This is a genomic window from Streptomyces nitrosporeus (assembly GCF_008704555.1).
In the GTDB taxonomy this organism is placed as follows: domain Bacteria; phylum Actinomycetota; class Actinomycetes; order Streptomycetales; family Streptomycetaceae; genus Streptomyces; species Streptomyces nitrosporeus.
The window spans coordinates 6,023,635-6,047,264 of the sequence record NZ_CP023702.1; the positions used below are offsets into that span (position 1 = coordinate 6,023,635).

Consider the following 23,630-nt stretch of genomic DNA (forward strand, 5'->3'; position numbering starts at 1 on the left):
GATGACTGATCAGGGCTCCGCCGCGATTCCGGCGCTGGTACTCGATGACGAGCACGTGTCGGTGCTCGTCGGTGGCCCGGTGAGCACGGAGCGCTTCATGGTGGGGGATGCCAGCATCCCCATAGGCCGGGCGGGGACGGTGATCACCGTGGAAGCGGGTGCCCCGCCCGGCAGGAGCGGTGTGTGGAGTGCGGAGAAGGTCCGTCTGACCGGGCCCGCACCGGCTTCGGTCACAGAGCGGCTGATGGGATCGCCCTGGGCCGCGGACGAAAGCTCGTTGCCGATACACATTGCGGTCCGCCTTGGAGAGCAGACCCTGTACCTCGGCACTGCCGAGGTGAGCCGGGCCGGTACGGCCGACGGGGTTCTCACCGACTGCGAACTGCGCTTTGAAGCACCCCTGGGCCGACAGCTCCTCAACCGGGTGCGCCCACCGCTTCCCGCCGTAGACCTGCCGGGCCTGGAGTGGCTCAGGAACGTGAAGGATGATCGTGCGGCAGCGCTGGAACAGTTCATCACGGCTGGTATCCGGACGCAGACGCCACCGAACCACCTGCCGCCCGCTCTCCCTCGTGCCTGCCTTCTGGACTGAGGCAGCTGTACCGGCTCGCGAGGCAGCGGCCGGGCGCCCTCGGAACCCAGAACAGCATCCTGCCCGAACCGGACCTGCACACCGACCACCTGGGGGAGATGCTTGTCTTCGGCGTCGAGAACCAAGGAGGCTTCTTCTGGTCGCTCCTGTGGTCCCTCGACGGACCTGAGGCCGATCCGACTGTCTGGTTCCGTGAATTCGACGAGGAACCGATCGCCGAACAAGAACCGCTCAGCGGCTTCCTGATCCAGTTCTCCCTCTTCGAGGCCTCCATGAGTGCCGACTACGTGGCGCTGCCGCGCAGACTCACGGCGGCACAGGCCGCCCGGCTCACCGAAGCGCTGCACCTTGTGCCTCTGCGTCCTTTCTGGCCGTGGGCACCCACCCACTTCTACGTGGCCCCTGGCCTCGTCGTGCATGTCAGCAGCGAGGACGGCGAAGAATTCGATGTCTGGGCCGGCGCCAGCCACCGAAGCGCTCTGGCACCGCTAGCCGATCTGCCCGTCGACTGGATCCGCTTCGACGGCTGACATCGCGAGCCCGGCGACGGAGTCGACGGATGACCCCGGCCCTGACCGTGGGCAGCAGCACGGCAGAGGATCTCGCTTGAGATCGATGCCCCGAGGGGGATACTCGCATGATGAGCCGCAGCACATCGTCTGAAGCGATCGAGCGGGGGTGGGACGAGCCCTGGTACCGGATCCGTTCGGAGGGCTTCGAAGCATCGTTCCTGCCCAGCGACGGCGAGGACTTGGACGAGGTCTGCAACGTCGATGTCTTCGTCACTATGGAGGATGGATCTCGTTGGACCGCGACCGTGTTCACCGTCACGGAAGTCGAGCGCCTGATGAAACTCTGGGCAGGAACTGACGAGGCCCTCGGGGGCCGGTACTTCTGGGTCTCGGACGGTTTGATCGTCAGGGATCCCGGCATCGACAACATGACCGCCGTGATCACCGGACTGATCGAGAACGGCGAGTTCTCCGAGGTCTTTCAGCGGGTGACCAACCACTGATGAGGCTCTCGGTCGCCGGAAGCGGGGTGGGTCGTCAGGCCACATCGTTGTCCCGCTCGATTGCTTCGAGGCGGTTCTTGAGCCGGCAGCCGACCTCGTCGACAGCCTTCCGCCGCCTCTCACCGACCGAGCAGTGGAGTGCCGGACCGCGGATCTCAACGCATCAACAACTGCCTTTCCTCATCCGCACGCGGGTGGGGGCGTTCACGTGTACGCCGACAGGTGCCATCTCACCGGTCATGTGCTGAGCCGTGCATCACGCTGCACCCCCTCCCAGTAGTGGGTGGCGGCCGTGACGACCACGTGGAAGTCGTGCAGCGACATGACCGCGACGTGGGGCGTGCGCGTCCCCACGGGTGGTTCGGCGGGCTCGCCGATCACGATCGCGTTCGTGCCGTGGACATACCCATGGACCAGGCAATGGTCGAGGGACTCGGCAGCCCCCAGCAGCGACGCATCGTTCAGAGCGGCCTCGGAACGCAACACGGACAGCGCCGCGGCCGGGTCGGCGTCGGGCCGGGCCAGACGCGGGTCCTCAAGCCTGGCCATGTTCTGCAGAGCAAAGATCATCGAGCCGAGGATGCAGGGCTCTGAATCGCCCATGATGATCGAGTCCACGATGAGCTGGAAACGAAAGAAACGCGCATCCCAGGGGTCACCTGCTGGGGTCAAGATCAGCCCGAATCGGCCGTCGTCGGTTGAGATGCGCATGCTTATGAACTCCCGTGGTGTTCCTCGGTTTCTGATGCTGGAAGCTGCCGAGCGGCGTCACCGTAGCGGATGGCGGTCTTCTCGTCGATGCCGAAGACGAGCGCGAGGTGGAGCGGGTCGGCGCCGTGGGTGAGAGCCTCTTCGAGCTGCCGGTCGACGCGGAGCCGTTCCAGGGTGGCGGCGAGGTTGCGGGTGGCCCGGGTGGTCCAGAGCTTGCCGGCCGGGCCGAGTTCGGCAGGGGTCTTCTGGGTGATCAGCAGGCGGGGGCCGACCGTGTTCGGCCAGCGGCTGCGGCGGTGCCCGAGCCAGCCAGGACGGCACGCCCGACGTCCCCGCGGACGGTGCCGTCCGCCAGCCCCACCGAGGCCCGCACGAGGACGAACCCGGCAAGTACGTCGGTTGGTCCCGAACCACTCCAGTTCCTCAGCCGGGACCGGATCGCGGAACTCGCGCAGACCGCGTACGGCTGCCGGTGCCAATCCGAGCTTCCTCACCTTCACCCCGATCACAGGTTGACCGGACGAAGTGGGGGCACTTCAAGAATCCTGAAGTTACATCGCTGGCTCGAAGGACATCGCAAGGGGACAGAACACCCTGGCCATGGGGACGAGGACTCAGCAGTGCTCAGGGGAACTCGCGGGATGCCGCACAGGCGTTGGAGCCGGACGGAGACGGGGGCGACGGTGGCGGGCAGGAGCCGGGCGTCAGGAGCAGCCGAGCGGATCAATCCGCGACGGGCAGGCACTCGGCGAGCAGAGCGACGACGTCACGCCAGGCCCGCTGTGCGTGACGTGGGTGGTGGCCGACGCCGGGGCGCACGGTGTGGCCGACCGTCGGATGGTGGAAGGCGTGGAGGGCTCCGCCGTAGACCACGAGGCGCCAGTCGACGCCCGCGGCCTCCATCTCCGCCGTGAACGCGTCCCGTTGGGCGGGCGGCATGATCGGGTCCTCTGACCCGACCCCGGCCCACACCGGGCAGCGGATGCGTGCCGCCTCGCCCGGCCGGCCCGTGGTGAGCGCGTTGACCGTCCCGATCGCGCGCAGATCGGCACCGTCGCGACCGAGTTCCAGCGCGACCGCGCCCCCGGTTCCGTAGCCGATGGCGGCGGTCCGGCCGGGGTCGGCCCGTGGTTCGGCACGCAGCACGTCGAGCGCGGCGTGACCGATCCCTCGCATCCGGCCGGGGTCGGCGAGCAACGGCATGCAGCGGGCCAGCATGTCCTTTGGGTCTTCCAGATAGCGTCCACCGTGGAGGTCGAAGGCCAGCGCCACGTACCCGAGTCCGGCCAGAGCCTCGGCCCGGTGGCGCTCGACATCGCTGAGCCCCACCCCCTCGGGTCCGATCAGGACCGCGGGCCGGCGCCCGGTGCCGGCCGGGAGCGCGAGGTGTCCGATCATCGTCAGGTTGTCGGCCGGGTATTCGACCGTGCGGGTGGTGACCGTCGTCATGCGACTGGACGGTAATGACCGTTGCGCCCGCTCCGGGGTGGTGTTCACCGACGGCAGACAGCGGTCTGTGCCGACTGCGGTACCCGGACGTGTTGTTTCCCGTCGGCAGGCGACGGCACGCTTGAGTGGTCAACGCACCACCCGCAGGCGATCATGTGACCGCGGAGGCACAGGTGCGTGCCTACGGGTACTCGGCGGCTCGGCAGGACGAGGTCCGGAGGCGGTGATACGAAGGACGGCCGTTCAGCTTGACCGGGCGGGTACTCCTGGTGGCGAACCTCGTCCACAAGCGGATCCCGACCGACCCGAAGCCCACCGGCCGCCAGGACCTGGCCCTTCACGGGGACCGGGGCCGAGGACCCGTCTGCCAGGGACTCTGTCGTCGCGTAGGACCGTCCCACTCGTGGCTCGCCAGACGACGAGGGGAATCACCGGCCCGTCGAGAAGCGGCCGTGCGGGCCCCTCTTCGTCCGGGGTGCTGAGGGCGGATCAGCCGAGCCGGTGCCAGGCGCGCGCCTCAGTGGCCGTGTCCCGCAGATCGCGCAGCATCGGTTCCGAATCGCGGACCGTGAGCAGAGCTTCCGGATCGAGGTCGGCGGTGATCAACTCCGGGTGATCCGCACCGGCTTCGGCGAGGGGGCGCCCGTCGGGGCCCCAGATGGTGCTGGAGCCGCAGGCGTCCCAGCCCCCTGTCGTGCCGATGTGATTGGCCAGCACGACGTAGCAGGTGTTGTCCAGGGCCCGTGCGGGAAACCACGTGCGCAACTCGTGGTGCCCGTTGCCGACGCCGAACAAGGCGCCGACGACGTAAGCGTGACAGCCGTCCAGCGCTGCCGCACGGGCGTGCTCGGGGAAGCCGGAGTCGTAGCAGATACCCAGTCCCAGACGCCAGCCGTCGAGCTGGAGTGTGCACCCGGCCGTGCCTTCGCGGTAGATCTCGTGTTCCGATTTGAACAGGTTCTGCTTGTCGTAGCGGGCGACCAGTTCCCCGCTCGTGCCGATGGCCAGTGCCGAGATGTACAGGTCACCTTGATCGTGGACAGCAGCACCGACAACGGCAACCGTGCCGGTCTCACGGCAGGCTTCGGCGATGGGATCCAACCGCGGGTCGCCGGCTCCCACAGCGTACCTGCGCGGGTCGGCCCGGATGAGATCGGGCTCGTAGCCGCTGAGGAACTTCTCCGGGAAGACCACGAGCCGGGCCCCCGCCCGTCCGGCCTCACGAACCATGGCCGCTGCGGCGGCCGCATTCGCCTCGATGTCCCCGGCCGCTGCCTGAGCCTGCGCGGCAGCTATGCGTATCGGGCGCGTGGGAAGCGGGTGGGTCTGACGCTGAGCTGCATGTTCTCTCACGGTTCTTCAGCGTACCGCCCTCCTTCGCCCACTCGTCCACGCCCCTGGACGGGCTGACAGCCGGGGCGCGCCCACTGCTGTTCGGCGGGATCACCCCGCAGCGACGAGGCGGAGTGCCTGAGGGGTCGAGCCCTCGCCCCGAGCGGATGGGGGAGCCTGCGTGTCCGGTGCCCAGGCACTGCCCGGCATGTGCCGTGACCGGCAGACCGGCCGTCAGGGGCCGGGATCAGCGTGCGGTGAGTTCGGCGCTTTCTGATCTTGTGTGGCCGGGGTGCGCCCGTCACCCTGGGACTGCCTCCGCTTCGTCGGGCGGAGTGGAGGCGATCCCAGGCCATGACGGAAGGGCATCCCGTGACGACCGGTTCCCCTCGTTGGTTCACCTCCTCGTACAGCGACAACGGCGGCGCGTGCGTCGAGGTCGGTGCCGGGCTCGTCGCCTCGCGCGGCGTGGTCCCGGTGCGTGACTCGAAGAAGCCTGGCGGCCCGGTGGTGGACGTGGGCGCGCCCGCGTTCGCCGCGTTCGTCGCCGGTGTCAGGGCGGGAGGGTTCGCCACCGTCTGACATCCCGGCGTCACCGGCGCACGACAGCTCCGGGCCGCCCCACCGTGCCGGGCAGGGCAGGGTGGGGCGGCCGCAGGTCACGGCGGACCGTTCCGGGCCGGGGGACGGGTCTCCTCGCCGTGAGGTACGAGGCGGCCCGAAGCGGGCCTGTGCGGAGAGGGGCCGACGCCTTTGAAGCGTGCGGATGCCGTCAGGGCCACCTGGCTGTGCACCCGGCAGGGTTTCGTCGCGATCCGGGCTCTCGCACGGAACGGAGTGCTCGCCGCGGAGACGGTGGCGGTGGACGTCGTGCCGGGGTTCCCCGCCGTCGCGCCGTACATCGCCGACGTGGCGGAAACCTGTCTGGCCATCAGGATCGCCCGGTCGGACGGCGCGGACCCCCTCACGGCGCTGCTCGACGGCTGGGCGGCGGCCGGGCCGGTCGGCAGGTACTGGCTGGCCGAGACGGTACGGGACTACGCGGGGCGGAGCGCCTATCAGGGGCTGATGACGGCGGTGGGGAAGGACCCCTCGTCGTTCCCGGACCGGGGGGCGGACACCTCCGGCCGGTCGCGGCGGGTGGCCTGGTGCAACAACATCCTCCTGGCCGGCTTCCTCGACATCCGTGAGCTGGCGGCCCCCGGCGGACCGCTGGGGGAGGACGACGCGGCGCTGCGCAGGATCGAGGACATCGCCGACACCTGCCACCGCCTCCCGTGCCCCGACGGGCTGCCCGCCGTGCTGAGGCCCTGGCTGATCCGTCAGGAGCTCCGGGGCGGCTGGAGCTCCAACTCCGAGTCGGGGCGCCGCTGGTGCCGGGAGCGGTCCGAGGCCGGGGGCCTCCGTCCACCGGCCGCGATCCGGCGTCTCATCGCCCCCGACCGGGCGAGCGGGTGAGACCCCGGACCGGGGGAGGGCAGGTCACCACCGCGGGGCGCCACCGCCCGGGTACGGCGGGGGGTAGTGGCCCTGCGGGGGGAGGCCGGCGGCCTCGGTGAGGGCCGGGGCGAGGTCCTCCGTGCGGATCCGGCGGTCGATGTACAGCAGCGAGGTCACCACCTGGGGGAAGGTGGTGACGATGATCTGGGAGACCATCTGCCCCAGCAGCATGGCCACCATGTAGCCGCCCATCATGACCAGCACCGCGGCCACGCTCGGCTCCGGACCCAGCGACGCGCTGCCCAGCACGCTGGAGAACATGCCGAGGAACATGAACGGCAGCTGGACGAAGTAGCCCGCCACCCCGGCTATCGCGTACACGAGCAGGGTGATGCCGAAGACGCGCCACCAGTCACCGCGTATCAGCTGGGCCGAGCGGCGCATGGCGTCGACGGGGCGGCGCCCCTCGATGACCACGACCGCCGGTGCCAGGCAGAACCTGATCGCGATCCACACCGCCAGCGGAGCCGTCGCCAGGGCCCCGAGGATGCCGAGGACGGACGCCGTGACGGAACCCGTCCCGCTCTCCGCGGTGGCCGAGATGACGATCATCCCGATGAGCGCGACCATCAGGAGCAGCACCGGGACGATGATGACCAGCGCGGTGAGGAACACCGCCCCCATGACCGGGAACAGGGCGGCCCAGGCGCGGCGCCACACCGCGGCGAAGGTGACGGCCCGCCCCAGGACGGCCTCCTGCACCACCGCGGGCACGGCCGCGTACATCAGGCCCGAGACGACCAGCATGGTGGCGATCCCGAGGACGGCCAGGCAGATCCCGGCGATCACGAGGGTGGAGACGTCACCGGGAGCCGGGTCCTCGTCGTACCCCAGCGCCACCATGCGGTCCAGGGTGTCCGAGACCGCGGAGTAGGCGACGGCGACCGCCACCGCCATCAGCAGCAGCGCGCCGCCGTACAGGGCGGCGGACAGTCCGATCAGGTGCTTGAAGTACTTGCCCAGCGTGGCGAACGCCCCGCTGAACACATCGCCCAGCTTCAGCGGCGCGAGCGGTATCACCCCCGGTTTCGGCGCCGGCACCCAGCCGCCCCAGCCCGGCGGCACGGGCGGCGCACCGTAGGGGGCACCGCCGTGCGGCGCACCCCCGCCCGGTATGCCCCCGTACGCGTCGCCACCCTGTCCCGCGTCCTGTGTCACCGCTGCCCCCGCCGTGTCGTGTTGTTCCGCACCTGCTGACCGGTACGACTGTGTGACCGGTCGGAATACCGTAGCGCCCCGTGCTGCGTACACCTGTACGTATCCAGGTGCGCGGATGCGTACAGGGGGACACGGGCCGCCGGGCGCCGGCCTCGCCGTGGCGGGTGTGCGGTGGCCGGTCCGGGCCCTGCTGCCTCCTGAGACCGGTTCGCCCGCGCGGCACCCGGCCGGTTAGGTTCTGTCCATGACCGACACGACTTCCCAGGGCTCCGCCCGCACCACCGGCGCCGTCGCCGCCGGCCTCGCCACCATCGCCGGTGACGGCACCGTCCTCGACACCTGGTTCCCCGCCCCCGAACTGGTCGCCGACCCCGGCCCGGCCGGCACCCAGCGCCTGAGTGCCGAGGAGGCGGTGAACAAGCTGGGCGAGGGCGCCGCCAGGGCGATCGGTGTGGACGCCCGCCGCGGTGTGGAGACCGTCGCCGTGAACACGGTCATCTCCTCGCTGGACGACAAGCCGCTCGACGCGCACGACACCTACCTGCGCCTCCACCTGCTCTCGCACCGGCTCGTCCGGCCCCACGGGCTGAACCTGGACGGCATCTTCGGTTTCCTCGCCAACGTCGCCTGGACCTCGCTCGGCCCGGTCGCCGTCGACGACCTGGAGAAGGTCCGGCTCAACGCCCGCGCCGAGGGCCTGCACCTCCAGGTCACCTCGGTGGACAAGTTCCCGCGCATGACGGACTACGTGGCCCCCAAGGGCGTACGCATCGCGGACGCCGACCGGGTCAGGCTCGGCGCGCACCTGGCCGCCGGCACGACGGTCATGCACGAGGGCTTCGTCAACTTCAACGCCGGTACGCTCGGCACCTCCATGGTCGAGGGCCGCATCTCCGCGGGCGTCGTCGTCGGTGACGGCTCCGACATCGGCGGCGGCGCCTCCACCATGGGCACCCTCTCCGGCGGCGGCAAGGAGCGCATCGCCATCGGCGAGCGCTGCCTGATCGGCGCCGAGGCCGGGGTCGGTATCGCGCTCGGTGACGAGTGCGTCGTCGAGGCCGGGCTCTACGTCACCGCCGGCACCCGGGTGACCATGCCCGACGGGCAGGTCGTCAAGGCCCGCGAGCTCTCCGGCGCCTCGAACATCCTCTTCCGCCGCAACTCCGTCTCCGGTGCCGTCGAGGCCCGCCCCAACAACGCGGTCTGGGGCGGCCTCAACGACGTCCTGCACAGCCACAACTAGCTCGTAGCCGCCAGGAGTTCCTCCAGCGTCCGCCGCAGCCCGGCGACCGTACCCCGGTCGGCGGGCTGCAGCGGTTCGCGGACCGGGCCCGTCTCCAGCAGCGCCTTCACCGTGACCGTGCCGGGCAGCCCCGCGGCCATCACCGCCTCCACCAGCGGGGCCGTCAGCCCGTTCAGCCGGGCGGCCCCGCAGGTGTCGCCCGCGTCGAACGCGTCCAGCACCGCCCGCATCTGACGGGGCGCCACATTGGCGACCGTGCTCACGTAGCCCGCCCCGCCGAGGGCGTACAGCGGGAGGTTCAGCTCCTCGCAGCCCGAGTAGTACGCCAGCGAGGTCCCGGCCATCACCCGGGTGGCCGCGAGCAGGTCGTACGAGCAGTCCTTGACCGCGACGACACGCGGATGCTCCGCCAGCCGCAGCATCGTCTCCGGCTCGATCCGGGTGCCGGTGCGGCCGGGGATGTCGTAGAGCATCAGGGGGATGCCGGTGGCCTCGGCGACCCGCAGGAAGTGGGCCCGGACGGCGTCCTGCGGGGGACGGCTGTAGTACGGGGTGACCACCAGCAGCCCGTCCGCGCCCGCCGCCTCCGCCTCCCGGGCGAGACGGACCGTGTGCCGGGTGTCGGCGCTGCCGACCCCGGCGACCAGCCGCACCTCCTCGCCGACCGCTTCCCGCACCGCCTTCAGCAGGGCCGTCTTCTCCGCGTCGTCGGTGGTCGGCGACTCGCCTGTGGTGCCGTTCAGCACCAGCCCGTCGCAGCCGCCCGCCACCAGTGCGCGGGCGTGCCGCCCGGCCGCCTCCGTATCCAGGTCACCGGCGGCGGTGAACGGGGTGACCATGGCGCAGAGGGTGCGGCCGAAGGGCCCGGACGGCCGCGCGGGTCGGGGCGGGACGGAGGGGCGTGCCGGTGTCGTCGTCATGTCCGCAGTGTCGGCCGAGCAGACTGTGCAGGTCCACTTAGATCTTCTGGGTGTGAAGGTGAAGCAGAGCTGAAGAGTCGGGCGCGGGTGCCGGTGCCGCCGGGTCTGGCATGATCGAACGGGTGAGCGGTCGGCGGGGCCCGGCGGCCCCTCGCGGGCGGTTCGTGCCATTCGTGCCAGGGGGAGAGTGCGGAGCATGCGAGTACGGAACACGGTCGCGGCGCTTCTCGGCGCGGCCGGGGCGCTGGCACTCACGGGGTGCGCGGGCTTCCTCGTGCCGGCAGGGGAGGGGGAGCCCGATCCCACGCCGAGCAGGGCGTACGCCACCGGCCGGCCGGCCCCGCCCTACGCGGAGTCCCTGCCGGGCTCCCCGCCTCCCGTACCGGCCGCCCCCACGGCCCAGGCGCCCCCGCAGGGCGCGCCGGGCATCACCGCCCCGGCGGAGGACTGCCCGGCCTCCGGGGTGAGCGTCGGGATGGGGGAGGTGCAGACGGCGATGTTCCACCGCGCCGTCGTGCTCACCCTGACCAACTGCGGCACCGAGGACTACCCCGTCCGCGGCTACCCGGCCGTCCGCGCGCTCGACGACGGCGAACGGATCCCGGTCCCGGTGAACGCGGGCGGATCGATGTTCGGCCCGGACCCGGGGCCGAAGAACATCACGCTGAAGCCCGGCGGCACCGTCAAGTCCGTCCTGGCGTGGGTCTCCACGAAGGAGGGCGGCGACCTCATCGAGGGCGACGCCCTGGAGATCGCCGCGGCCCCCGACGCGGGCGCCCGGGTCTTTCCGCTGGAAGGCCACGACCTGCGCCTGATGGACGAGTTGAACACCACGGCCTGGCGCACCGAACTCGCCCGCTGAGCGGACGGGTGGCCGCGCGGGCGGGCAGGACGGGCGGACGGGCGGGCAGGCGGGACGGGGCCGCGTCCGGGCCGGGCACGGTGTGCGCGTGGGCCGGACGCGGCGTGCGCGTCGGGCGGTGTACGGCGTGCGGGCGGGGCGGAGCCGCGCCCCGGGGCGCGGGGGCGGCCCTCGGAGCCGCGGACGGAGGGGGAGCGCGGAGCCCCCACGAGGCCCCGTCCTCGGGCGGAACCGGGCGGCACGGGACGAAATACGTCTACGCTGGGACGCCGGTCCGCCCGCGACTCGGTGCAGTGACGGGTCCTCCCGTCGAGGCGGGCCGCTCGCACCCACCCCGCGTACCGCCCGAGGAGACCCCTGATGTCCGCAGAGCGCCCCTCCCTGCCGCCCGTACGGCTGCACTCCGAAGCCGAACTGGCGCGGGACGCGCTGGCCGCTCCGCTGCTCGCCCGCGCCGTCCGGCTCGCACGCTGGGCGGGACCCGATACGCGGGTCGGCGCCGGCGGCGAACTCGTCGAGGCCCAACTGCCCGCCGCCGCCGCGCACCTCGGGCTCGCCGACGACGAGGACGGGGCCGCCTACGCCAGCGAGGCGTGGCGCCTCGCGGTCGACACCGGGCTGGTGGACGTGGAGGACCCGGAGGACGCCGCCGTGTCCGGCTCCGGTGACGACCCGGCCGGTGAGGCCGGGGGGACCGTCACCGCGGGCGACAACCTGGCCCTGCTGACCGGGGGTTCCCCGCAGGACGTCCTCGGGATCTGGCTCGACGGCCTGGAGGCCGTGCACGCCGACGCCACCGCGCCCGCCTTCGACGACTTCGCCGACCTGGTCAACGAGGACGGCAGCGTCGACTTCGACGCCCTGGACTGGGACCCGGAGGCCGAGGCGGAGTTCCTCGACGGCGTACTCGGCAACCTCTACCTGCTCACCCTCTCGGAGAACGGCCCCGGGAACGGCCCCGTCCCGCTGCCCGCGCTGGCCGCGTCCGTCGTCGTCCCCGACGACATGGACGAGCCGACCGACGAGGTCCTGGAGGAGGTCTCGGAGGCGATGATGCGGCTCGACGACCAGTTCCGGGTCCTCGAACCCATGGGGATCGTCGAGTACCGGCCGGTGGACGAGACGCTGCTGGCCGGCGAGGGGGAGGACGGCGGGGACGGCCCCGAACCCGACGACGAGGACATGACCCGGTACGGCATGGTCCGCCTCACCCCGCTCGGCCTCTACGGCATCCGCGAACGCATGCTGGAGGCCGGGGTCGACGCCCCCGCCGTCGGCGACCTCGCCGACAAGGGCGCCGACGCTCTCCTCGACGGCATCGCGTACTACCCCGAGGACGCCGCCCGCGCCGAGGTGGTGCTCTGGCTCGCCGGGCGCGAGGACGAGGGGATCACCGCCGCGGCGGCCGAACTCCTCGCCGCCGCCCGGGGGTCCGACCAGGGCGGCCCCCTGCGCCGGCTCCACTGCCAGGAGGCCCTCGCGTCGGCCGGCCCGGAGGCCGAACCCGCGGTACGCGCCGTCCTGGACGACCCCGAACTCGGTGGTCTGGCCCGGGTCTGGCTCGTGGAACGAGGCGCCACCGACGTGCCCGCACCGCCCGAGGCGATGGTCTTCTGGCTCGCGGTGGACACCATCGCGGCCCAACTGGACGCCGACGGGGACATCGAGGAACTCCAGGAACTCGTGGAGGGGCTCAGCGGCCGGCACAGCGGGTTCTTCGACGAGGTCTGGCGCGTCGACCACCCGGCGACCGCCGAGGTCCTGGAGGCGATGGGCCGCCTGCACCGCGACCGGGGGACGGCCAAGGCGGCACGCAAGGCGGCCTACAAGGCGCGGTCGCGGCAGAAGGACTGACCGGGAGAGCGAGATGGGCGGGCGCGGCCGCGGCCCTGCCGCCACGGCCGCGCCCGCCCGCCGGTGCTGCCGGTGTCCGGCGGTGCTCCTGATATCCGCCGGTGTCCGGCGGTCCTCCCGGTGTCCCCGGTATCCGGCAGTGTTCCCGGTCTTCGCCGTCCGTTCACCGGGCCGTCCACCGGCACCGGCCCACGGCTGGGAGCATCCGGTTCCTCAGAGGAACGAACCGGAGGAACGATGCTCCCGAAGAGAACCTGTGCCGCGCTCGCGGTCCTGGCCGTGACCGCGGGCACCCTGGTGGGCGCGGGTGTGGCCAACGCGGGCCAGAACCACGGCGGAGGCGACCGCGGACCGAGGCCGGCGGCCTTCGAACGCACCGCCACCTACCCGGTGTTCCAGAACCGGCCGGCCGGCGAGGACGCCGCGGCGCAGACGGTCGCCGAGATCTCCGCGACCAGCGAGGACGGCCGCACGCTGGTCTACACGGACGCCGCCGCCAAGCGGATCGGCTTCCTCGACATCAGCGACGCCGCCCGGCCGAAGGGCCTCGGCACGCTCTCCCTGGCCGCACTGGGCGACGCCGAGGACGAACCGACCTCGGTGTCGGTCGTCGGCCCGTACGTCCTGGTCGTCGTGAACACCAGCGCGAGCCACACCCGGCCGTCCGGCCGCCTCGACGTCATCTCGCTGCGCACCCGCGAGCGGGTGGCCCGCCACGACCTGGGCGGCCAGCCCGACTCGATCGCGATCAGCAAGGACAAGCGGTACGCCGCCGTCGCCATCGAGAACGAACGCGACGAGGAGGCCGCCCCGGCCGGCGGTGAGGAGGGCGGACTCCCGCAGGCACCCGCCGGGTTCGTGCGGATCATCGACCTCAAGGACCCCTCGCCCGCCCGGTGGACCACCCGCGCGGTGCCGCTGACCCGGGCGGACGGCTCCGCACTGCCCGCCCTGGTGGCCGCGGGCATCACCGAGCCCACCGACCCGGAACCGGAGTACGTCTCCGTCAACAGCCGCGGCCAGCTCGCCGTGACCCTCCAGGAGAACAACGGCGTCGTCCTGATCGACCTCGCGTCCGGGCGCCTCACCAAGGCGTTCGGCGCCGGTACGGTCTCCCTCGACGGCATCGACACCGCCGAGGACGGTGTCGTCGACCAGAGCGGATCCCTCACCGGCGTACCGCGTGAACCGGACGCGCTCGGCTGGATCGACGACCGCTACCTGGCCACCGCCAACGAGGGCGACTGGAAGGGCGGCACCCGCGGCTGGACCGTCTTCGACAGCCGTACCGGCATGGTGGCCTGGGACGCCGGCAACACCTACGAGCACATCGCGGCGCGCCACGGCCTGCTGGACGACGGCCGCTCCGAGAACAAGGGCACCGAACCCGAAGGGCTGGCGATCGCCGCCTACGGCGGGAAGCGCTACGCCTTCGTCGGCTCCGAGCGCGGCAACTTCGTCGCCGTCTACGACGTCAGCAGGCCCACCCGGCCGGTGTTCGAGCAGGTACTGCCCACCACCAACGGCCCCGAGGGACTGCTGCCGGTCCCCTCGCGCGGACTCCTCGCCGTCTCCAGCGAGGAGGACGACGCCGGGGCCGGGGTACGCGCCTCGGTGAGCCTGTTCCGCCTGGGCGGGGGCGCCCCCGCCTTCCCGTCGCTCGTCTCGGCCGACGGCCCCACGGGCGCGCCCATCGGCTGGGGCGCGCTCGGCGCGCTGTCGGCCGTGCCGGGCCGCCCCGACGAGCTGTACACCGTCACCGACGCCGCGTACTCCACCACCCGCATCCTGACGGTCGACACGGGCGGCGGCCCGCGACGGGGCCCCGCCGTCATCACACGCGAGCTGACCGTCAAGGACGCCACGGGCGAGCCCGCCGACTACGACGCCGAAGGCATCCACGCCCGGCCCCAGGGAGGCTTCTGGCTGGCCGTCGAGGGGAGGACGGGCGCCGGCAACCAGCTGGTACGCCTGGACCGGAACGGTGTCACCCGGCAGGTCGTCCCGCTGCCCTCCGACGTCGCCGCGGGCCTCGGCGCGCAGGGCTTCGAAGGCGTCACCGCCACCACGGACCGGCGGGGCCACGAGATCGTCTGGACGGCGCTGCAGCGCCCGTCCTCCACCGACCCGGCCGGAGTGGTCCGGCTCGGCCGCTACGACGTCCGGGCCGGCACCTGGAGCTGGTACGGCTACCGGCTCTCCACCACCGCCACGGCCGGTGACTGGATCGGCCTGTCCGAGATCACCGTGTCCGGCGGCCGGCTCGCCCTCGTCGAACGCGACAAGCTGAACGGCCCCGCGGCCCGGGTGAAGCGGATCCACACGGTCCCCCTGCCGGAGGGCCCCGCCCCCGAGGGCACCCTGCCGGTCCTGCCGAAGACCCTCGCCCACGACGTGCTGCCCGCCCTGCGGGCCACGAAGGGCTGGACGCAGGAGAAGCTGGAAGGCCTCACCGTCGCCGGCAACGGCCACGTCTACGCCGTCACCGACAACGACGGCCTGGACGACTCCACGGGCGAGACGGTCTTCCTCGACCTCGGAAGAGCCCGCAAGGTACTCGGCGGGCACTGACCCGCCCGCCGACGGGGGAAACGGCCGCCTCCACCGCACCGCGGTGGAGGCGGCCGCCGCGTACCGGGGCCGGCCGGGAGCCGGGAGCCGGGTGCCGGGTGCTGGATGCTGGGTGCCCGTCCCGGACCGCCGTGAACGGCCGGCCGGCCCTGGTGACGGGTGGCTCCGGATGATTCCCGGTGCTTTCGCGGCGAACGCCCGTACCGTCCGGGACGGCGGGGCGCGCTCCAGGGTGCCTGCGCAGAGCCATCGGCCCTTTCCGGACCGGGAGTGGCCGGTAATGGCCGGAGGTAAGGGTGGGTTCGTCCCTGTATCGGGGGCGCATTGGTGTACAGGACGCCGGAGGGCCGGGTCGCGTTCAGCTGGAGTTGGGGGGCGGCAGGGATCGTGATCACGCCAACCACACGGTTCACGTTGCACCAGGAGTCCGCGATGTCCTTCACGCGCAGGGAATTCACCAGATCGTCCGCTCTCACCGGCGCGGGCATCGCCCTCACCGGGGCCGTCGGGGCGCTGGCGACCGCCCCCGGCGCACTGGCCGCCGAGGACGCCCGGCACGGGAACGGCCACGGGGACGGCCACGGCCATGGGAACGGCCACGGCCACGGTCACGACAAGGAGCTGGGCTACGGGCCGCTGATCGACGACCCGAAGGGGATCCTCGCGCTGCCCGCCGGGTTCTCGTACCGCATCGTCACCCACAGCGGTGTCACCAGGCTGGAGAGCGGCGAGTTCACGCCCTCGAACCACGACGGCACCGCAGCCTTCGAGGGCCGTCGCGGAGTCACCCTGCTCGTCAACAACCATGAGCTGTCGGGCACCCGCGCCGGATGGAAGTACCCGGTCCCCCTCACCGAGGGACTGGTCTACGACCCGGTCGCGGCCGGCGGCTGCACGGTCGTGGAGACCCGCGCCGACGGGCGTACCGCCGAGTGGGTCGGCATCGCCGGTACGTCCACCAACTGCGCGGGCGGCAGCACCTCCTGGGGCACCTGGCTGACCTGCGAGGAGACCGAGGACAAGGCCGGCAAGAACGGACTGCTGAAGGACCACGGCTACGTCTTCGAGGTCGACCCCTACGACCGGCGCGCCAACCGCGACCCGCGGCCCGTCAAGGCCTTCGGCCGGTTCGCCCACGAGGCCGTCGTCATCGACCCGAAGCGCGGCCACGCCTACCTGACCGAGGACGCCTCCGGCCCCAACGGGCTCCTCTACCGCTGGGTCCCGCCGCACGGCTTCACGCACGGGCGCGGCAAGCTGCGCACCCTCGCCGACGACGCGGGCGTCCTCCAGGCCGCCAGGTGCTTCGACAGGAAGGGCGTGTTCGTCGACGACCTCTCCCGGGCCACCGAGACCGGCACCGTCTACGGCGTGGACTGGGCCGACGTGCCCGACCGCGACGCGAGGACCGTCTCGATCCGCAAGCAGTTCACCGACGGGCAGGTCACCCGCGGCCGCAAGCTGGAGGGCATGTGGTGGGGCGACGGCGGCGCCTACTTCGTCTCCTCCTTCGCCCGCGGGGAGAGCCCCGTCGCGCACGACGGGCAGGTCTGGTTCTACGACCCGAAGCGCCGCACCATGACCCTCAAGGTGCTCCTCGGCGTCAACCCGGACCCGGACGCGGACGGCGCCTTCGACGGGCCGGACAACATCACCGTCTCCCCCTACGGCGGCATCGTCATCTCCGAGGACGGCGACGGCATCCAGCACCTCTTCGGCGCGACCGACAGCGGCCGCACCTACCCGATCGCCCGCAACGACCTCAACGCCGGCACGGAGGAGGACCCCTCCTACAGCGAGATCGCCGGAGTCACCTTCTCCCCCGACGGGAAGACGCTGTTCGCCAACATCCAGAACCCGGGCATCATGCTCGCCATCACCGGACCCTGGAAGCGCCAGCCGAACCGGCACTGACACCCCGGGCGCGCGGCGCGCGGCGGGACCCGCCCGCGCACCGCGCGGCCGCGGCCGGCCCCGGCGCGGCCGGGGTGTTCCGGGAGCCGCCGCCCGGGCCCCGCACGGGGAGGGGAGCGGGGGGAGGGACACGGGGGAGGGACACGGGCATGGCGCCGTGTGCCCTCGAAGGCGCATACTCAAGGTAATGAAACAGTCAGCCGGATCCCGGCGTCACCTGCCCTCCAGTCCCTTCAACCGCCCCGCCCAGGCGGCACCACCGGTGGAAAACTTCGATGTGGGCGACCGGGTGTCGCATGACCAGTTCGGACTCGGCCGCATCCTTGCCGTCGAGGGCGACAACGACGCAGTGCTCATCGACTTCTCCGGGCGCCAGGGAAGGATCCTGAGCCCGTACTCCAAGCTGATCAAGCTCTGACTCGCGTCACCCCTTCGCCCCCCGGGACGCCCCCGGGGGGCGAAGCCGTCGCCAGGCCGGGCCCCGGAGCCGCCCCGGCCCCGGGCCCTTCGGACGGCCCCGGGCCCCGGGCGCGTCCGGGGCCCGGCCCGCGCCGCTCAGAGCGACTTGGCTGCCGGCTTCACCATCCCGCGGACGGTCCGTGACTTCACGAACTCGCCCATGGCGGTCATCTCCCACTCGCCGGAGAACTGCTTGATCAGCTTGGCCATCATCACGCCGGTCTGCGGCTCCGCCCCCGTCAGGTCGAAGCGGACCAGCTCCTCCCCGGTGGCCGCGTCGATCAGCCGGCAGTACGCCTTGGCGACCTCGGTGAACTTCTGGCCGGTGAAGGAGTTGACCGTGAACACCAGGCCCGTCGCCTCGGCGGGGAGCCTGCCCAGGTCGACGACGATCACCTCGTCGTCACCGGCACCCTCCCCGGTGAGGTTGTCACCGGAGTGCTTGACGGCGCCGCCGAGAATGGAGAGCTTGCCGAAATAGCAGCTCTCCAGATGGTTGCGCTGGGGGCCGTAGGCGATCACCGAGGCATCCAGGTCGATGTCCTTGCCCCGGAACGCGGGCTCCCAGCCGAGCCCCATCTTCACCTGGGAGAGCAGCGGACGGCCGCCCTTGACCAGGGAGACCGTCTGGTTCTTCTGGAGGTTGACCCTGCCCTTGTCGAGGTTGATCCGCCCGGAAGCGGCGGGCGCCGCGGGCGCGGGAGGGGCCGGCGGAGCGGGCGGGGCCGCCGCGTGGGCGATGCGCGGGTCCAGCGGCGCGACGGGCGGGGCCGCCGGAGCGGGCGTGGCCGGGGGAGCCGGTGCCGCCACCGGCGCGGGGGCCGGGGCGGGCTCCTCGACCGACACGCCGAAGTCCGTGGCGATGCCCGCGAGGCCGTTCGCGTAGCCCTGGCCGACCGCCCGGGCCTTCCAGGCGCCGTTGCGCCGGTAGATCTCGATGACCAGCAGTGCCGTCTCGCCACCGAGCTGGGGCGGGGTGAAGGTGGCGATCGCACCGCCGTCGTCCGCGTTGCGCACGGTGGCGGTGGGCTCGACGCCCTGGAAGGTCTGGCCGGCGGCGTCGGGGCTCGCGGTCACGACGATCTTCTCGATGCCCGCCGGAACCGCCGCGGTGTCCACCACGATCGCGTCGGGGGACGTGCCGCCGCCGGAGCGGTAGGTCACGCCGGGCCCCGAGGGCTGGTTGTAGAAGATGAAGTCGTCGTCGGAGCGCACCTTGCCGTCGGCGGTGAGCAGCAGGCCCGAGACGTCGAGCCGCACCGGGGCGGCGACGTCCACCGCCACACGGGCGACGGAGAGAGGGATGTTCGAGCCGGGGGTCATTGCGGTCATGTCGGAGGTAACGAACGACCTGGCTTTGCCGTTCCCTTACCTTCCGGGTTATGGCCCGTACGGCCCAGCGCGCCCCCGCACCCCTGTTCGCGCAGGGGGCGCGGGGCGGTCCGGGCGGGCGCCCGGCTCAGTGGGGCCAGAGCGGCGGGTTCGTCACGAAGTGGCCGCCGACGCGGGCGTGGTCCGGGTTGTCCGGGTCCAGCTCCCCCTGCTCGGCGATCAGCTTGTCCGCGTACTGCTCCGAGTCGTCCTGCGGCTCGTAACCCAGCCCGCGGGCGGTCGTCAGGTCCCACCACAGGCGGGTGTTGGCGGACGAGCCGTAGACCACGGTGTGCCGCACGTCCTGGGCCGTCAGCGCGGCGTGGAAGAGGCGCGCACCGTCGCCGGGGCTCATCCACACCGACAGCATCCGTACCGAGGTCGGCTCCATGAAGCAGGAGCCGATCCGCACCGAGACGGTCTCCAGCCCGTGCTTGTCGGAGTAGAGCTGCGCCAGGTCCTCGCCGAAGGACTTGGACAGGCCGTAGAAGGTGTCCGGGCGGCGGGGCGTGCCGATGGGGATCAGCGGATCGCCCTCCCCGGGGCGCGGTGTGTAACCGATGGCGTGGTTGGACGACGCGAACACGATCCGGCCGACGCCCTCCTCCCGCGCCGCCTCGTACAGGTTGTACGTCCCCTCGATGTTGGAACGCAGGATCTTCTCGAAGGGGGCTTCCAGCGAGATGCCCGCGAGGTGGATGATCGCGTCGACCCCGCGTACGGCCTCGCGCACCGCCTCCTTGTCGCAGAGGTCGGCGACGACGGCGTCCGGTTCGCCCTCGACGGGGACCACGTCGAAGAGGCGGAGTTCGTAACCGTAGGCGGGGAGCAGCCCCCGCATCAGGGTGCCGAGGCCGCCTGCGGCGCCGGTGAGCAGGACGGTGCGGGGAGCGGGCATACGGGATCTCCTCGGTACGGGGCGCGGCGGCGGGCCCGGGGCACGCGGACGGCGGTGCCGTGCCCGGCGCGGTACGGGCCGCGGCCCGTACGGGCAGGGCGGGGCGCACGGGCAGGACGCAGCCACGCGGGTGCGTCAAATCCATGGATGACATTCACATGCGTGGACAAGCTAAGAAGCCCGGGCGGATCCCGTCAAGTGTGACCCGGAAGATGGGATTCCGCATGGGTGCCGCCGCCCCTGTCTTGACCGGCGCCGCGCAGCTGCCTTAGCGTGACCGTGTTCATGAATATGGACACCGATCATAATTGTGCACGCCTGAACCTGCTCAGGGAGCGCCCGTGACCTCAGCCCCCCTTGCCGCCCGCCTCACCGACGCCGCCGGGCCGCTCTTCTTCCCCGTCACCGCCTACCGCCCGGACGGCGGTATCGGCCTCGAAGCCTTCCGCGCCCATGTGCGGGCCGGGGTCGACGCCGGCGCGGCCGCGGTCTTCGCCTGCTGCGGGACCGGTGAGTTCCACGCGCTGACGCCGCAGGAGTTCGGGCAGGTGGTCGCCGCCGCCGTCGAGGAGACGGCCGGGGCCGTGCCCGTCGTCGCCGGAGCCGGCTACGGCACCGCCCTCGCCGTCCAGTACGCCCGCATCGCCGAGGAGTCGGGCGCCGACGGGCTGCTCGCCATGCCCCCCTACCTCGTGGCGGCCGGCCAGGAAGGGCTGCTCGCCCACTACACCGCGCTCGCCGCCGCCACCCCGCTGGAGACGATCGTCTACCAGCGGGACAACGCCGTCTTCACCCCCGAGACCGTCCTCGCCCTCGCCCGGACCCCCGGGATCATCGGCCTCAAGGACGGGTACGGCGACCTCGACCTGATGCAGCGCATCGTCAGCGCCGTACGCACCGGTCTGCCCGACGGGGACTTCCTCTACTTCAACGGGCTGCCCACCGCCGAGCTCACCGGCCTCGCCTACCGGGGCATCGGCATCACGCTCTACTCCTCCGCCGTCTTCGCCTTCGCCCCCGACATCGCCCTGGCCTTCTTCCGGGCCCTGGCCGACGGCGACGACGAGCAGGTGAACGCGCTGCTGGACCACTTCTACCGGCCGCTGGTCGAACTGCGGGCCAAGGGCCGCGGCTACGCCGTGTCGCTGGTCAAGGCGGGCGTCCGGCTGGAGGGCCTGGACGTCGGCACCGTACGCACCCCGCTCACCGAACCCCCCGCAGAGCACATCGGGGAACTGGCCGCGATCATCGCGGCCGGCCGCGCCCTGCTGGAGAAGCACCGCACGGAGGAGGACGCGTGAAAGCCTCCGCCTTCGTCTACCCCTGGGACGTCGTCGGCGACCCCGGCGCCCCGGCCCGGCTGGCCGGCCTCGGCGTCCAGCAGGTGACCCTGGCCTCCGCCTACCACTCCACCCGGGCCCTGACCCCCCGTCACCCCGGCCACAGGATCGTCACCGCGGAGCACGCCGCCGTGCTCTACCCGCCCGACGAGGCCCGCTGGAAGGGCCGCGGACTGCGCCCGTACGAGCAGAGCTGGGTGGCGGGCCGGGACCCGTACGCCGAGGCGGCCGGGGCCCTGGCCTCGGCGGGGCTCCAGGTGCACTCCTGGGTGGTGCTCGCCCACAACTCCCGGATGGGCGCCGAACACCCGGAGACCTCGGTGGTCAACGCCTACGGCGACCGCTACCCCTGGGCCCCCTGTATCGCCCGGCCCGACGTCCACGCCTACCTGGTGGACCTCGCGGCCGAGGCCGCCGTACGCCCCGGGGCATCCGGTACCGAACTGGAGTCCTGCGGCTGGTACGGCTTCGCCCACCTGCACGCCCACGACAAGACCGCGGGCGTCGGCCTCGGGGACGCCGCCCAGTACCTGATGTCCCTGTGCTTCTGCCCGGACTGCCGGGCCGGGTACGCGACGACGGGCCTGGACCCCGACGCCCTGGCCGCCGCCGTGCGGCGCGCCCTGGAACCGGTCTGGGCCGGACCGGGCTCCGGCGCCGCCGGCTGGGAGGGCGTACGCGCCCTGCTCGGCGCGGACCTCGCCGACGCCACCCGGCAGTGGCGCGACCAGGTCGCCCGCGGCCTCCAGGAAGCCGCCGTCGCCGCCGTGCGCCGGGAGGCGGGGGAGGGCTTCCAGGTCCTGCTGCACGCCGACCCCGCCTCCTACCGCACCGGCGCCAACGCCGGTGTGGACCCCGGCCGCATCCTCGCCACGGCGGACGGGGTGGTGCTGCCCTGCACCGGCGGTGACGCGGCGCGCGAGGCCGTCCTCGGGCCCTTCGCCGAGCCCTCCGCCCGGCACGGCGGAGTGCTGGCGGCCAACTTCTCCGTGGTCGGCGGCATGGGCGGCAGCCCCGCCACCCTGGCCCGGGACGCGGCCCACGCCCGGGACCTGGGCGCCACCGAGATCCGGCTGTACCACGCGGGCCTGGCCTCCGGGCCGGACCTGGACGCCGTCCGGGAGGCCCTCACGGCGTCCGGCTGAGAGGCGGGGCCGGGGGCCTTCCCGACCCCCGGCCCAGCCACCCCGCGACGCCCAGCCCCGCCACCGCCAGCAGCACCCGCACTCCCACGCCCGCGGCGAACAGGGCGGTCCCGGCCGCCGCGAAGCCCCGCTCCGGCGGCGCCCCCCTGCGGGGGAGGCGGTCGGCGAGTGCGCCGAGAGCCGGTCCGGCCAGGACCGGCGCCCACATCGCGAACACGGTCAGGCCCGCCCAGGTGTCCGACCCGGTCAGGGACTTGACCCAGATCCCGGCCGTGAGCCACATCGCCGACGTGCCGAAACCCGAGACCAGCAGACCCGTCAGGCAGAGCACCGCCGTGCGGTCCCCAGCCACCCCGCGCACCACCCGCACCCGCCCGCCCCCCGTCCCCGGCGCATCCCGGCGGGAGCGCTCCGGCGGCCATGGTGGCCGCTGAGGAGGGCCCGCCGGATCGGGCAAATGCCTTAGACCCAGCGGCAACAGGCACTCGGATGCCGCTCAGGCGAAAGACCTCGGAACTTCTTTCGTCAGAAGCGTTGACGAAACATTCAGGCCCGCTCTAGCTTCATCGCGTCGTACTTCGTACGTCATATATGAGACGCGATACGCCATACGCGAGATGCGAGAGCCCTGCACCCATGACCTTTGCGCCAGCACCGATCCCCTCCCGGACCCAGTACGTGCTGGAGGCGGTCAAGCACGCCATCCTCACCGCGCAGCTGAGACCGGGACAGGCGCTGGTGGAGACCGAACTCGCCGCACAGTTCGGGGTGTCCAAGACGCCGGTGCGTGAGGCGCTCAAGACGCTCGCGGGCACCGGCCTGGTGGTCATGAGCCAGTACAAGGGCGCCACCGTGCGCCTGGTCGACGCGGCCATGGCCCGGGAGGTGTACGACGTACGCCTGCTCCTGGAGCCCGAGGCGCTGCGCCGCTCCATCACCCGCAAGGCATCGCTGGAAGCCGCCCAGGAAGCCCTGGAGCGGTCCGACTCGGCCATCGACAAGGCGGACCGCTCGCTGGCCAACCGCGACTTCCACCGCGCCCTCTACCTGCCCTGCGGCAACCCGCTGCTGGCCCGGATGCTCGACGAGGTCCGCGACCAGGCCGCCCTGGTGTCGACCGTCGCCTGGTCCGCCAACCCCTCCTGGGAGCGCGAGGCGGCCGAGCACCGGAAGATCCTCGCCCTGGCACTCGCCGACGACGCGGCGGCCGCGGCGGGGGCCCTCCACGACCACATCGCATCGTTCGTACGCCGCGCGTTCCCCGACGACGAAGACGGGGGTGACACGGCGTGAACA

22 protein-coding genes and 1 pseudogene are annotated in these 23,630 nt (G+C 72.5%); 14 read left to right on the forward strand and 9 right to left on the reverse strand.

Features of this window, described 5'->3' with window-relative positions; all coding sequences use genetic code 11:
• The first annotated feature begins 1 nt into the window (after position 1).
• The 3 genes from CP967_RS26600 (at position 2) to CP967_RS26610 (ending at position 1,607) form a co-directional block, all read left to right on the forward strand.
• Positions 2–592, forward strand: a complete 591-nt coding sequence (locus CP967_RS26600) for a hypothetical protein (RefSeq protein WP_150490399.1) — start codon at positions 2–4, stop codon at positions 590–592.
• Positions 593–690: 98 nt separating this feature from the next.
• Complete coding sequence (locus CP967_RS26605; RefSeq protein ID WP_150490400.1) at positions 691–1,122, forward strand: hypothetical protein; 432 nt, start codon at positions 691–693, stop codon at positions 1,120–1,122.
• Between the two features lie 110 nt (positions 1,123–1,232).
• On the forward strand, positions 1,233–1,607 hold the full coding sequence (locus CP967_RS26610; RefSeq protein ID WP_150490401.1) for a hypothetical protein: 375 nt from the start codon (positions 1,233–1,235) through the stop codon (positions 1,605–1,607).
• 237 nt (positions 1,608–1,844) lie between these two features.
• On the opposite strand, the gene CP967_RS26615 is transcribed toward CP967_RS26610, so the two are convergent.
• The 4 genes from CP967_RS26615 to CP967_RS26630 form a co-directional block, all read right to left on the reverse strand.
• Positions 1,845–2,318: a hypothetical protein gene (locus tag CP967_RS26615; protein WP_150490402.1), complete on the reverse strand. Its 474-nt coding sequence runs from the start codon at positions 2,316–2,318 to the stop codon at positions 1,845–1,847.
• A gap of 2 nt (positions 2,319–2,320) precedes the next feature.
• Positions 2,321–2,797 (reverse strand): hypothetical protein, encoded by a 477-nt coding sequence (locus tag CP967_RS34845; RefSeq protein WP_229888309.1) that lies wholly within the window; start codon positions 2,795–2,797, stop codon positions 2,321–2,323.
• A 244-nt stretch (positions 2,798–3,041) separates the two neighbouring features.
• Positions 3,042–3,767: a dienelactone hydrolase family protein gene (locus tag CP967_RS26625; protein WP_150490403.1), complete on the reverse strand. Its 726-nt coding sequence runs from the start codon at positions 3,765–3,767 to the stop codon at positions 3,042–3,044.
• 489 nt (positions 3,768–4,256) lie between these two features.
• Positions 4,257–5,120 carry a carbon-nitrogen hydrolase family protein gene (locus tag CP967_RS26630; protein WP_150490404.1) on the reverse strand — a complete coding sequence of 288 codons (864 nt, stop codon included), beginning with the start codon at positions 5,118–5,120 and terminating at the stop codon, positions 4,257–4,259.
• Between the two features lie 333 nt (positions 5,121–5,453).
• Between CP967_RS26630 and CP967_RS26635 the strand changes: the two genes are divergently transcribed.
• Positions 5,454–5,681 carry a DUF397 domain-containing protein gene (locus tag CP967_RS26635; RefSeq protein ID WP_167535444.1) on the forward strand — a complete coding sequence of 76 codons (228 nt, stop codon included), beginning with the start codon at positions 5,454–5,456 and terminating at the stop codon, positions 5,679–5,681.
• A 171-nt stretch (positions 5,682–5,852) separates the two neighbouring features.
• Complete coding sequence (locus CP967_RS26640; protein ID WP_150490406.1) at positions 5,853–6,557, forward strand: hypothetical protein; 705 nt, start codon at positions 5,853–5,855, stop codon at positions 6,555–6,557.
• Positions 6,558–6,581: 24 nt separating this feature from the next.
• Here the strand turns inward: CP967_RS26640 and CP967_RS26645 are convergent, their stop codons facing one another.
• Positions 6,582–7,619, reverse strand: a complete 1,038-nt coding sequence (locus tag CP967_RS26645; RefSeq protein WP_244338979.1) for a glycerophosphoryl diester phosphodiesterase membrane domain-containing protein — start codon at positions 7,617–7,619, stop codon at positions 6,582–6,584.
• A gap of 382 nt (positions 7,620–8,001) precedes the next feature.
• Here CP967_RS26645 and dapD point away from each other — a divergent pair, with 382 nt between their 5' ends.
• Positions 8,002–9,000, forward strand: coding sequence for a 2,3,4,5-tetrahydropyridine-2,6-dicarboxylate N-succinyltransferase (dapD, locus tag CP967_RS26650; RefSeq protein WP_150490407.1), 999 nt, complete (start codon positions 8,002–8,004; stop codon positions 8,998–9,000).
• On the opposite strand, the gene dapA is transcribed toward dapD, so the two are convergent.
• Positions 8,997–9,920 carry a 4-hydroxy-tetrahydrodipicolinate synthase gene (dapA, locus tag CP967_RS26655; protein WP_150490408.1) on the reverse strand — a complete coding sequence of 308 codons (924 nt, stop codon included), beginning with the start codon at positions 9,918–9,920 and terminating at the stop codon, positions 8,997–8,999. The two genes, dapD and dapA, sit on opposite strands and share 4 nt — an antisense overlap.
• A gap of 196 nt (positions 9,921–10,116) precedes the next feature.
• On the opposite strand from dapA, the gene CP967_RS26660 reads away from it, so the two are divergent.
• The 5 genes from CP967_RS26660 (at position 10,117) to CP967_RS26680 (ending at position 17,539) form a co-directional block, all read left to right on the forward strand.
• Positions 10,117–10,782 (forward strand): DUF4232 domain-containing protein, encoded by a 666-nt coding sequence (locus CP967_RS26660; protein WP_150490409.1) that lies wholly within the window; start codon positions 10,117–10,119, stop codon positions 10,780–10,782.
• A gap of 360 nt (positions 10,783–11,142) precedes the next feature.
• Positions 11,143–12,636, forward strand: coding sequence for a hypothetical protein (locus CP967_RS26665; protein ID WP_150490410.1), 1,494 nt, complete (start codon positions 11,143–11,145; stop codon positions 12,634–12,636).
• Positions 12,637–12,873: 237 nt separating this feature from the next.
• Positions 12,874–15,207, forward strand: coding sequence for an esterase-like activity of phytase family protein (locus tag CP967_RS26670; protein WP_150490411.1), 2,334 nt, complete (start codon positions 12,874–12,876; stop codon positions 15,205–15,207).
• 432 nt (positions 15,208–15,639) lie between these two features.
• Positions 15,640–17,121, forward strand: a complete 1,482-nt coding sequence (locus CP967_RS26675; protein ID WP_150490412.1) for an alkaline phosphatase PhoX — start codon at positions 15,640–15,642, stop codon at positions 17,119–17,121.
• Between the two features lie 187 nt (positions 17,122–17,308).
• Entirely contained in the window at positions 17,309–17,539 is a 231-nt protein-coding gene (locus CP967_RS26680) for a hypothetical protein (protein ID WP_150490413.1), read from the forward strand.
• Positions 17,540–17,676: 137 nt separating this feature from the next.
• Here CP967_RS26680 and CP967_RS26685 read toward each other — a convergent pair whose 3' ends face one another.
• Positions 17,677–18,912, reverse strand: coding sequence for a TerD family protein (locus tag CP967_RS26685; RefSeq protein WP_190175047.1), 1,236 nt, complete (start codon positions 18,910–18,912; stop codon positions 17,677–17,679).
• A gap of 127 nt (positions 18,913–19,039) precedes the next feature.
• Complete coding sequence (locus CP967_RS26690; RefSeq protein WP_150490414.1) at positions 19,040–19,849, reverse strand: NAD-dependent epimerase/dehydratase family protein; 810 nt, start codon at positions 19,847–19,849, stop codon at positions 19,040–19,042.
• 341 nt (positions 19,850–20,190) lie between these two features.
• Between CP967_RS26690 and CP967_RS26695 the strand changes: the two genes are divergently transcribed.
• Both CP967_RS26695 and CP967_RS26700 read left to right on the forward strand, forming a co-directional pair.
• Positions 20,191–21,150 carry a 5-dehydro-4-deoxyglucarate dehydratase gene (locus tag CP967_RS26695; protein WP_150490415.1) on the forward strand — a complete coding sequence of 320 codons (960 nt, stop codon included), beginning with the start codon at positions 20,191–20,193 and terminating at the stop codon, positions 21,148–21,150.
• Entirely contained in the window at positions 21,147–22,334 is a 1,188-nt protein-coding gene (locus CP967_RS26700; RefSeq protein ID WP_150490416.1) for a hypothetical protein, read from the forward strand. Before CP967_RS26695 ends, CP967_RS26700 begins: the two co-directional genes overlap by 4 nt.
• Before the next feature lie 145 nt (positions 22,335–22,479).
• Here the strand turns inward: CP967_RS26700 and CP967_RS26705 are convergent.
• A pseudogene (locus tag CP967_RS26705) lies at positions 22,480–22,704 on the reverse strand (MFS transporter); the annotation flags it as partial.
• Between the two features lie 266 nt (positions 22,705–22,970).
• Here CP967_RS26705 and CP967_RS26710 point away from each other — a divergent pair.
• Complete coding sequence (locus tag CP967_RS26710) at positions 22,971–23,627, forward strand: GntR family transcriptional regulator (protein ID WP_150490417.1); 657 nt, start codon at positions 22,971–22,973, stop codon at positions 23,625–23,627.
• Positions 23,628–23,630 lie beyond the last annotated feature (3 nt).

Excerpts from the sequence above, each read along its gene's own strand:
- CP967_RS26665 (WP_150490410.1), top strand. The coding sequence starts at position 11,143 with ATGTCCGCAGAGCGCCCCTCCCTGCCGCCCGTACGGCTGCACTCCGAA.
- CP967_RS26670 (WP_150490411.1), top strand. The coding sequence starts at position 12,874 with ATGCTCCCGAAGAGAACCTGTGCCGCGCTCGCGGTCCTGGCCGTGACC.
- CP967_RS26690 (WP_150490414.1), bottom strand. The coding sequence starts at position 19,849 with ATGCCCGCTCCCCGCACCGTCCTGCTCACCGGCGCCGCAGGCGGCCTC.
- CP967_RS26610 (WP_150490401.1), top strand. The coding sequence starts at position 1,233 with ATGAGCCGCAGCACATCGTCTGAAGCGATCGAGCGGGGGTGGGACGAG.
- CP967_RS26675 (WP_150490412.1), top strand. The coding sequence starts at position 15,640 with ATGTCCTTCACGCGCAGGGAATTCACCAGATCGTCCGCTCTCACCGGC.
- dapD (WP_150490407.1), top strand. The coding sequence starts at position 8,002 with ATGACCGACACGACTTCCCAGGGCTCCGCCCGCACCACCGGCGCCGTC.
- CP967_RS26600 (WP_150490399.1), top strand. The coding sequence starts at position 2 with ATGACTGATCAGGGCTCCGCCGCGATTCCGGCGCTGGTACTCGATGAC.
- CP967_RS26660 (WP_150490409.1), top strand. The coding sequence starts at position 10,117 with ATGCGAGTACGGAACACGGTCGCGGCGCTTCTCGGCGCGGCCGGGGCG.
- CP967_RS26680 (WP_150490413.1), top strand. The coding sequence starts at position 17,309 with ATGAAACAGTCAGCCGGATCCCGGCGTCACCTGCCCTCCAGTCCCTTC.
- CP967_RS26605 (WP_150490400.1), top strand. The coding sequence starts at position 691 with ATGCTTGTCTTCGGCGTCGAGAACCAAGGAGGCTTCTTCTGGTCGCTC.
- CP967_RS26635 (WP_167535444.1), top strand. The coding sequence starts at position 5,454 with ATGACGGAAGGGCATCCCGTGACGACCGGTTCCCCTCGTTGGTTCACC.
- CP967_RS26625 (WP_150490403.1), bottom strand. The coding sequence starts at position 3,767 with ATGACGACGGTCACCACCCGCACGGTCGAATACCCGGCCGACAACCTG.
- CP967_RS26615 (WP_150490402.1), bottom strand. The coding sequence starts at position 2,318 with ATGCGCATCTCAACCGACGACGGCCGATTCGGGCTGATCTTGACCCCA.
- CP967_RS26710 (WP_150490417.1), top strand. The coding sequence starts at position 22,971 with ATGACCTTTGCGCCAGCACCGATCCCCTCCCGGACCCAGTACGTGCTG.
- CP967_RS26685 (WP_190175047.1), bottom strand. The coding sequence starts at position 18,912 with ATGACCGCAATGACCCCCGGCTCGAACATCCCTCTCTCCGTCGCCCGT.
- dapA (WP_150490408.1), bottom strand. The coding sequence starts at position 9,920 with ATGACGACGACACCGGCACGCCCCTCCGTCCCGCCCCGACCCGCGCGG.